Raw genomic sequence first — 10,999 nt, 5'->3', positions numbered from 1 at the left:
TTTTACCTTGTTTTAAATAGAATGATGGATTTCTTGAATTAGCATCTCCACTTGTTTGATTGCCAAAAATAGCATGGTACCGATCATCCCAGTTTGAGTTATCAGGCTTAATCCAGGCTTCAATGGTAAAAGCTGTTGCACCATCCTGCAATGAAGTTGAAGTTAGATTTACCTTATCATCCGTACCATCAAAATGAAGTGCATTATTTGTAGCCACAGTAACTGCTGTTCTGGGGCTTACACAGTTATTAGAATTAATTGCTTCCGCATAATAAATGCCTGATGTTAAAGAAGCAGATGTGGCAAGTGCCGTACCGCCTGTAGGCGCCGTAAACCACTGTATAGTTTCGCCAGAACCAGCTGTAGCTACTAAGGTAACAACTGTTGCCCCTGGACAAAATAACTGGGTAGCTGGCGCGGTTGGTGCGGTAAGCGGTGAACAAATTAATGCTTCTCTATAAAGGGCATAAGAATTATTTGCCGCAAGCACAGGCGAAAAGCTACCGCTTGTTTCGTCAACCTCATTTCTTCTGTTGGAAGATCCGCCAACCAAGGTAGTTAAATTGGTGCTCGATGCTTCACTTCCACTAAATAATCTGGCAATACCTCCCGTTCCGGTGGTCAGGGTTGGTGTACCAGAAACTATGATATCTCCACCAGTAGCAGTTCCTATTGCAGTCGATTTGCCGGCATTTAGGGTGATGGCATTCGCGGTGGTATTAGTGGTAGCCACATTTTCTGACAAGGTCAGGTTTCCAGACAAAGTCTCGATTAGAACTACTCCTGTGGAGTAAATCCCCGTCGGGTTCACAGTGCCAATCGTCAATCCTCCACTCGCATCTACATAGCTCAAGCTACCCAGCTTGTTGCTATTGTCTCCCCCAGCTATCGTAGCTACATTGTTTCCAGTATTCGTTAAAGCGAAGGTTCCTGTACCATGTAAGCCTAAACCATTGGCTGTAAGAGCCGCTGTTTGGCTTACCGCGCCAGTGGCGTGAAGGTTGATGTTGCTGTTAGTTGCTGTAGTGGCCGAATTGATGGCAAGTGCTCCTCCATGCATGGTAACCGGACCAGCGATAGTTGCTGGAGAGGCTAGGGTAATACCTGCGGTATTCGTTGATTTTCCAAGAGTCAAACTCGTTATCGTATTGGCAAAAGTTACGTTTGAAATAGATTGTGCTGCACCAAAACTAGTGCCAAATGGCTCAATTGTAACGGTACCGCTTGTATTAAAATCAATCGGCTTGTTTGTTGTAGATAAGGCATTGGTTTTTAGCACTATATTGCTGGTAGACGCAGTAACCAAACTGCCTGCTTTTTGGCCTAAAAATAATCCGTCTCCAATATTATATCCACCCACAGCTATGCCAGTAGAGCCTTCCGTCTGTAGGGTAATTACCCCACTGGCAGAGAGAATATCGGCATTGGTGATTCGAAAATCTCTAGCAGCGGTACCAGTTGCTAAACCATTAAATGTTATGGTTCCACTTCCTGTGGCTGCAAAAATATTACGTTTGTCGTCTTTACCATCAATCGCTATTGCGATATTTTCGGCGGTTCCGCCAGAAGCTCTACCAATGACAGAAATATTACCATTTACAGTACGAATTATTTCACTTGCTGTGTAGCTATTTTCGCGCCAAGCGGCTAAATCCAAACCAAAGGCATATTGCCCAATTGTTACGGCAGCATTACCTAATAAAACTATATCTCCACTTGTTCCTGCATTGATAGTATGTCCATGAAAGGCCAAAATACCAGTAGGGCCATTACTATTATTATTCGAAGTAACCAATCCATGAAGACGAACATGTCCACCTCCAGAAAGCAAATTAATATTTGCATTATGACCAGTTGCTGAAGTACTTGTACCTAAAACAATACCAGATTGCGTAACTGTACTTCCTGAGTTTACAGCGTATCCATCAGGATATCCATCTCCAGATGTTAAACCTGTTGTTAACGTACCTGCACCAGATGCTGCACCTGCATCATCTAAGCCGCCCGCTAGAGAAATTTTACCGCCACCTGTAGTGTTTGTGCTTGCTGTTCTGTCTGTCTGTGTTCTAGAATCTAGATCCACGTTATCATTTACTCTAATTCCTCCTGTTCCATTCGCATCGCTATCCGTCCAAATGGTAATGTCTCCTCCATTGGTCGTGATATTAGCCGTTACAATCGCAGATCTCGATGATTTTACCAATACATCACTACCAGACGCAGTAGAAGCAAGGGCTCCAGAAACTGTCACGTCGTTGCCATAAGCAGTAATTGGTCCCGCAACGGTGGCAGCATTTGCCAACGTGACATCAGAGTTATTCAAAGGTTTACCTATTGTAAGACCTGTTAAAGTCTGAGAATTTTGATTAAATGCCCATCCAGTAGCTGTAGTGAAAGATTGAACTATCGATAGATAATCTTTAAAACTAGCTTCAAAAGGTTCAATAGTTGCTTGACCCGTCGAAGCTATTCTGGTTTGCTTTCCGGAAGCAACGATATAATTATCCAAAGAAAGGCGAATAGTTGAGGTACTGCTTGTGTTTCCTGTAACTCCACTTTTAGAACCTAGGTACAAATCACCTTCCAAATACAAGGCGCCTTTTTCCGAATTAATGGTAATTGGACCTGAGGCGGCTAAAATATTTCCGCCAGCCCAAGCAATTTGAGGATGATCATTACCAGCAAATGTTTTCGCAGAAAGGGTAATTCCACCACCTGCTCCTGTGGCAGTAATGCTCGTTGCATCACTAAAAAAACGAAGGCTATTTTTATAGCGCTGGCCATTTATGGTGTTTTGAGTATTACCAATTAACGTGATTGCATCCGCTGTGGTATTTGCAGAAGAAATGGTCAAGGGTTGAGTGGTAATCCCCTCCCAGTTATTAAACACCACACCAAAAGAATTGGAATTGCTTCCAGTTGGGTTCCTAGCCCAACCTTCTACAAATATTTTACCCGAACCACTATTGATTGAAACCGCATTTCCTGGAGATGAAACTGAAGAGCCAAGTCCAAGACCAACTCCCCAAGCGGTTGCATGTTGTATTGTCGGTGATGCATTTGCAGCATATCCCTTTATAGAAATGTCTCCATTACCAGAATTGATATTTACCGCGCCTTTTACCCAAATACCCGGATTTTGATTGTCATAGGCAAGGTTAGAATTACCCGTTCCGTATGCAAAATCAGTACCCGTTGAGCCACCTCCCAATCGAATGGCTCCTCCATTGGACGTAAGGGTTAAAGCTCCTTCCGAAATAATATTTCCATTACTGTTTGCATCGTAGTCTGATGATAAGATCAGGTTTCCTCCTTGAGATTGCAAAGTGATTCCCGCATTTCCAAAGCGAAGACCACTATTTGCTAAGAGTGAAATGGTTGCAGCGGCAGAGCTAGTTAAATTTGAATTGGTTGTAATTAAATTAGCATAAGATATGATTGATCCAGCAGTAGATATGGGAGCATTTATTACTACTGTATTTGTACTTCCTACTCTACCGAGTGTTAGACTAGATGCATTGCTGCTGTTGGTAACCGCTGAATTTACAATAATACAATTTGACTCGATTTTCAAGTTCCCTGAAGCCATTTTTGCGAGCACGTCTGAAACGTTCAAACTTACAGCTGTAGATGAAGTGGGCGTAATTGTATTGTTCGCATAGTTCCAAGTAGACCCTACAGCATCTCCGCCACTTGCCACTATGGTAATACAACCTAAACTGGCAAAGTTTACACTTGAAATTATTAATTCTTCATTGGTATTATCGGATAAGGAATATCCTCCAGACTTAGTAATAGTTGCAACAACACTATATGTTCCCGCAGACAAGGCACTAGGAACTGTGAAAGACCAGGTATTTCCAGAAATTGCAACTCCAGAAGCTGTAGTGTACACAACCCCATTAAACTCAATACTGAGCGTTTCCCCACTACCTAAAGTGGCTGTACCCGTTATAGTTGGGGTAGTAGAAGCCGTAGTTTGTGGAGTAACGGTTACTGGACCTGCTGGTCGAGCAGCATTGAAAATTGCTAAATAATCGTTCAGATCATTTAATACAGAACTGGTTGCCGCATCTCCCCTTAATGTTCCGCTTGTGAAAGTGAATGACTTATTATTGTATACTATTGCAAAATTTGAATTTTGATTGATAGTATAATTGGCTCCGCCAACAGTATTTAAGTTAGTCGAAAAGGCATTTGTAGGATTAGGAATAAATCCGATAAAACTACCATTGTTTCCCTCTCTCCACACAATGGCTCCAGCAACATCTAAAAATTGATTAGAAGTGGTTACTAGCCTCAACGTTCCGGGAATATCGTTCCCTTGGGCAAAAAATTGATTTGTACTTGAGTTTTGTATAAAAAACGCCTTTGAAACTTGAAGTGATTGAAAACTTTGAAGGCTATTCAATTGCTGGGGATTAGTTCCTTGAACACCGATAGCTCCATTATTAAAAGATACACTTATAAGTGTTTGGCTATTTGCCATTAAACTATTCAAAAAAAGAAAAGCTAGTACAAAAACAACTTTGAACTTTGATTTGAATAAACTTGTGAAAACAATTTTTTGGGTAGAATTTATCATGATTTTATTAGATTTCAATTTTAAATAGCCGTAAATAACTAATGCTTGCCGAATCAATTCAAAACACATTAATCAACATAAACTGAGTATGAGTTTTTTATGTATGATCAAAAGCTTTAGTATTTATATCTTAAAGAGTCTATTCACTATAGTCTAAAACCCAAATAAAAGAAAAACCAAAGCTTTGTTTTTTCACTTTATTTGAACAGTTAGATTTCAATAGCTTTTCTAAGAATATTTTTCAGCACGCAAATTTTAGCATATAATTTTATCCATTATGACTTTCTGCGATGAAATCAGTCCTATTTTTTAAAAAATAGGACCAAATAGATTTATTAGAAATTAAAATGCACTTGACGCTAATTCAAGAAGTTTCGAAATTTATTAGCTCAAGTGATTTATAATTACCTATAGCTTAAAAAAAATAATTTATGAATAAATCCCTTAAACAATATTTATAATAAAAACATTGTTGTTCTACAGTACATAAATTTCTATTGTTTATTGCTGTTTTAAAGCTTGCATTGTTTAAGATCGTGACTCCAAAAGCCATTAGCCTTTTTAAACCTTTATAACTGAATGCGATTAATCAGAATGTAACTCATTGGTTTGCCTGTACAGATTCTCCCGACTGATACCGAGCATTTTGGAGAAGAAGCTAATTCTGATTACTTAAGCGAGAAAAAGGCAGTCGGATTCACTACCAAATAGAATTTGAACTATTGAGTGGAGAGCGTATGCCCAAGCATACCAGTCGTAATTCCGGATTGAGGAAAATTGCGGGTTTTTGTTTTTATGATTTAAAATATGCCACGCATATCTTGTAAAAAATAATTGAGGAATCGAGGAGCCGTCTATCTGTTTTGACAATATCCCACATTGGCCATTCCCAATTATTTCATATTATAATCAACCCAGGCATCAATTGCTTTAACCAAGCGAGGGCGCAAGATTATTTCATTGTTTTTACCCAATAAATAGATGGTGGGTGAGCTAGAAACATAATAATCTTTAGCGGCTTGGGTATCCCACTTTTTATAATCGCAGGTGCTTATGAAAGGCATCACACTGGAATACTCTAGGAAGGTCTTTTTATCGGTGTCCATTGATACAAAAACAACTTCTATCCCTTTTGCATTCCATTTCTTATAGAGCGGAAGTAGTTGCGCCATTTCTTCGGAACAAGCAGTGCACCAGCTGGCACCAAAAATTACCACTTTGTACTTGGAGCTTAGTTCTGATAAACGAGTAGGGCTATTGATTGCGCTACCATTTTTAACTATATCGCCTGTAAAAAGAATATCAGGGGCGATATTGCCAATTTTCATGATTCGGTAAGTTTCTAATTGCTTAGAAAGATTAGAATTTAGGGGAATCGTTTTTTGACTTAGGGCTTTGAGTGCTAAATATTCTGCCGACTGAAACAAACTATGTTTTTCGAAATAATCAAACAGGTATTTGGTAATTTCATTGTATAAGCTTTCATTTTTTGAAACGGATTTCAACAGCACATCTGTACTTACATTCATATCCTTAAAAATAGTATCCAAAGCTAATCCCCTATTTTCTAATAACCAATAATGGCTTTCCAGGGCGTCTCTTAGCAAACCACTTTTGTATAATCGGGAATCAGCATAGTTTATACTCCTAAAAGCAGCAATGGTAGCTGGAATTTCCTCGGTTTTGTATTGCGCAACCACCGACACGGAACTGATTAGTTTACGTACAGGTAAATACCAAGTCACATAAGATGATGCGGGTAAATTTGTAAGAAAGGCAGCATCTTGTTTTTTTATGCGTTGTATCTCTGATAAGATGGAAGCTTGGGCTGTTTTTTGACTTAAAAATAAGGCATCGCCAAGATATATTTTTTGCAGATAATCCCATGCACTCAAGGCTTGTTCGCGCTTAGCATGTTCTTTAGCATAATTTACGAAGGCTATATTCTCGTTTCCTGTTAGTATAACTATGCCATCGGCGGCACTCAGCACTTCGCCCTTGATCTGAATTTGTTCTTTAGCTAATACTACAAAATAGGGTTTATTATCTGCAGCAGTGATATAGCCCATGCCTAAGTCTTTATCAGAAAACGTTAATTTAAAATCTCCCTGCTCGTTTACCTGTGTACTATCAAGGGTATAAATACCAAAGCCATTAAACCCCACCAAACGAATAGTTTGGCTTTTTAGCTGAGATAAATTACCGCTGATGGAATTTTGCGCATAGCTCGAAATGGCTAACACGCTCAATATTAAAATTAGTTTGAAGATTCGGAAGTGCATGACAAAAAATATAATTTCTGCAAAATTACACATTCTAGCAAAAGAGCTGGTATTATTCCTTGTTTGTTTTTGTATTTTATAATTTATCATTTTTGAAATATTGACTTTTTGGGCAATATTTAAATTCATACCATCCTGAATATGTAAGTCTCCCCCTTTAATTGACAAATGATACAGATTCGTCTGTCCGTAGAGTTAAGCGTAGCGTCTCTACGGATTATCAAATGAAGAGGAGTCTTCGGACTCCCTAAACAAATACAACATCAAGATTTTAACAACTCCTTTTAGGTTTTTAATAAGTATAAAATAATCATACTGTTACATTTTTAACTTTATAGTAAGTAAGCTTTGTTGATTTCAATCAATTGATGAGCCCTATTCTATTAACATTAAGCCAGTTTGGTGTGGTAGTAATACTATATTTAACTACTGTAGCTACGGTAGCGGTAATGATATGTGTTACTCCTGATACAGGCGTTCCTAAATCCATGTTCCTGCCGAAGCGGTAGTACAATTGCAAACTAAAGTTCTAATGTTGTAACATTAGAACTTTAGTTTGCAACTGTGGTTCTATCAAAACTACAATTGGGTGCAGTGTTTAAAATAAAACTATTAATACCTGTTGCAATTGGCGTACCAGTAGCTGTTAAAACAACGCTTTGGTCTCCTGTTGCTGCAAAAGTTCCAATGCCAGAAAAAGTTACTCCATTGGCAACTGCCGTAATATTATAGGTTCCTATTGTGGTAACTGTAGCTGTTATGGTTTGCGTAACGCCCGACACAGGTACTCCCATTGTCATTGTTCCTGTTGATGCAGTGTTGCAGACATAAGCAGAAACTACTGCACGCCATTCATAAGCACCAATATCCGGAAGTGTTCCTCTGGTAATACCTGCAAAATCCTTTGTAATTGAACTTATTGATGTTGCTTTATCATTAATCAAAGCAGAAGTGGCTGAATTTGTAAAATTAGGTCGTAAAAAATCACTTGAAGTACCATCTAAACTCAAAAAGGAAACTGCTCCACTTGTAGTATTAGACTCTCTGGGTGCAAGGTTCATTTTAAGTTCTGCTAGCGTTTGTGTAATAGTAATACCATCTGGTGATAACAAATTATTACTAACACTAGGCAAACCAGCATAAAATAAGTTGTTGTTAGATGTTGATGAATAAGTGGTACCGTATCTAGTACCTGCAGCAGAACGCAAAAGTGCTGTTATTTTACCGGTACCCGAAGCAGTAGAAGTATTGTTAATAATGTTATTGCGCATATCCAAAACAATGCCTGTATTGCCGTGATATATGCCAGCCGTACCAAAATCAGATACTGTGGAAGAGGCATTTAAATTGATGGTATTGAAATACAAATTACACAAACCAGATTGCAAACCAAAACCCGCATTATCATCAGCAAAATATACTCCTACAACAGCTGAATTTTTGTTGGATGTATTTGGTGCTCTTAAATCTGAAACAAGGTTATTGTAAACGTTCCAAGTGCCGCCACCTGGAAGACTTGAAAGAAAAACAGCAATGCCAGTAACGGTAGGTAATGTTGGAGACGCAATACCAGTTGAAGAAATATTATAAATTTTATTGTTGTAAGCATTCCCAGTTTTACAATTAAACAGAAACAATGGAAATAATTGATGATTACCAGTGCCTGAGGTAGATATATTACTGATGGTATTGTTGTAAATAGAAAAAACAAACGATTTTGCTCCACCCGAAGTCCCTATTCCTACGGTACGGTTGTCACCAACTCCTCCTGCATTAAACAATCCACTTACGGTGTTATTGTAAATCTTATTGGGTTCAGCAGAATTTGCGACAGCAAACCCTAATATTCGAATACCCTCAACTCGTAGGCTAATATCTGTTCTTGTAGCAGCTAGATTTGTAACGGTATTTCCATAACAGCTTAAAACTCCCTTTATGACTAAAACAATACCAGCTTGAATACCGTCTGCCGTAGTAATACCGTCTATAGTATTGTTAAATACTTCAGTTTTATTAATACCGGTGTCTTCTACCCATAATGGAGTGGCTATTCCCGAACCTATTGTCCAGTTGCGGAAAACATTGTTGCTAACCGTTTTAGTACCACTACCCTGATCTCCTTGCATCCATCCGTCAGTTGAAGATGACCCTGCAATGTTGATATTAGAAAAATTATTGCCAGAATTGGTAATGGTAGCAGAAGCATTAGAAGTTGCGTAAGTTTCAAAAATAACAACAGAACCCAATGTACCCGTTTTAGTAAAACCTGTAACAATGCTGTTGTTGTTAATGGTTTGAACGCCATTGGCTGGCAAAGCCACATAATTTTTGATAAACATTACAGCTCCATTTGTATTCACATTTAAATTAGTAAAAGTATTGCCACTGATATTTTGTGATAAAGTAGCAGCAGAGTTAATAATGTAATTATGAGCGCTGCTTCCTGCTACCGAATGCACAATTCCTCTTATATCATTGTTTTGAATGGATAATGTGGCCGCTGAAGTGCCTGCTGTATTAGAAATTCCAAGCAAAGCTCCGCTGTTCGCTACAGAATAAGAAACTAAACCACCTGTGGCATCGCCTAATAAATTGTTATTTATAGCAATAGAAGTGCTAACAGCCCCAGAGTTTACAATACCCGTAAAATTAGCAGTAGTATTATTGATTGTAAAATTACGAATGATATTAGTGTTTATTGATAAGGTAGCAGCTGCTGCAGTATTGCTTATTCCAGTAGAGGTGCCGCCTGTACCAAAAACGGAGGCATTTGAAATGATATTGTTGTTGATGGCAATTGTACCTAATGTTGCCACATTGTCGATTCCATTGATAGTACAAACGCCAGTGGTTGTATTGGCATCACCCATCATAATGGAGTTGGCAAGCGAGGTGCTTCCAATGGTGTTGTCACTAATGGTAAAGTTACCCGATGCACCTTCGCTTGCAATGCCTATAAAACTATAACCAAATGTAGGCCCAGCACCTGTACTAAATCCACCCACGATATTATTTTGAATAGCAGAGGTAGCACTGGCCGATGACACATAAATTCCGTTAATTCTATTAGCTGTTACAATGGTGTTATTAATTACAATACTACTTAAGGCAGAGCTGCTTCCTATGGTATTGCCAGTGGTGGTGCCAATATTTACTGAACCCGAATTTACTGCAATACCAGAAAATACCCCTGCCCCACCTGTTGAAGATGTGGCTGTTGTAAAATTAATTCCTGCTACCGTGTTACCTTGTATGGTTGAGATTGTAGTATTACCGCTTAACTCCATGCCACGATAAAGAGTGGTAAATACTCCAGTATAAGTCGTTGTACCGGTACCCGATGTATTAGCAAAACCAATGGTGTTATTGCTAATGGTATAACCCCCTGCTGAAGCTGTTATTACTCCGATACCTCGTATGGTTACACTATTAGCACTTACAGTTCGTGTTGCCGTTTGAAAAAGTTTGTTATTGGTAATGGTCCATATAGCACTGTTTGATGCTAAAAGAATTCCCGCTGATGAAAGGGTAGGGCTAAAATAATCTTGAATGGCATTGTTGTTAATGGTATTGCCACTGTTATCAATTGACGTTGAAGATCCGGCCGAATAAATGGCATTTACGGGTAAATTACTTCCTGCAGGAGTAATGGCGCAATTAGAAACAGTATTGCCATCATTGCCACTTGTGGTTCCCGTTGAAAAGAATATTGTTCCTGTAGTAGCTAAGGTGCTCGAACCTGCTATGGTGCAATTGGTAATGGTATTATTGTTTGCATCATTGATAAAACGAATGGTAGCAGTTCCCGCAGTAGCTGAAACCGTGGTATTGGCTAATGTCAATGAATTTCCACCAGTATTTAAGCCATCAATGGTTACATTATCGGCCCCGCTTAAGTCAATTAAAGGTTTTCCTGCAAGCGTTGCTCCAGTTATCGTTCTTGCGCCAACTGGTTTAATGCTTAGTGAAGTCCAAGCACCGGACTTTAAAATTGCTGAATTTTGAGCTTCATCTGTATTTCCTTCTACCGAAATATTAATGATAGCAGCCGTTTGTGCACTACCATTAATGGCAGCTAAAGCAGCTGTTAAAGTTGCATATCTTCCATTTCCAGCTACTGCGCCACTTACCA

At 38.8% G+C, this 10,999-nt stretch carries 3 protein-coding genes; all 3 read right to left on the bottom strand.

Translation table 11 applies throughout. The features are described 5' to 3' along the window. Positions 1 to 4,489, bottom strand: a 4,489-nt coding sequence (locus tag ACILQF_RS12790; RefSeq protein ID WP_395627787.1) for a beta strand repeat-containing protein, incomplete at its 3' end; no start/stop codon positions are given. Between the two features lie 989 nt (positions 4,490 to 5,478). Next, a complete protein-coding gene (locus ACILQF_RS12785) occupies positions 5,479 to 6,996 on the bottom strand; it encodes a thioredoxin-like domain-containing protein (RefSeq protein ID WP_395627786.1) in 1,518 nt (505 codons plus the stop codon). 422 nt (positions 6,997 to 7,418) lie between these two features. After that, positions 7,419 to 10,999 (bottom strand): beta strand repeat-containing protein (locus ACILQF_RS12780; protein WP_395627785.1); only part of this gene is annotated, 3,581 nt, incomplete at its 5' end.

The sequence above is a fragment of the Daejeonella sp. genome, assembly GCF_044232565.1.
Taxonomy (GTDB): domain Bacteria; phylum Bacteroidota; class Bacteroidia; order Sphingobacteriales; family Sphingobacteriaceae; genus Daejeonella.
The sequence above is the reverse complement of the archived record's forward strand: the minus strand, read 5'-3'. Positions and strand labels throughout refer to the sequence as shown.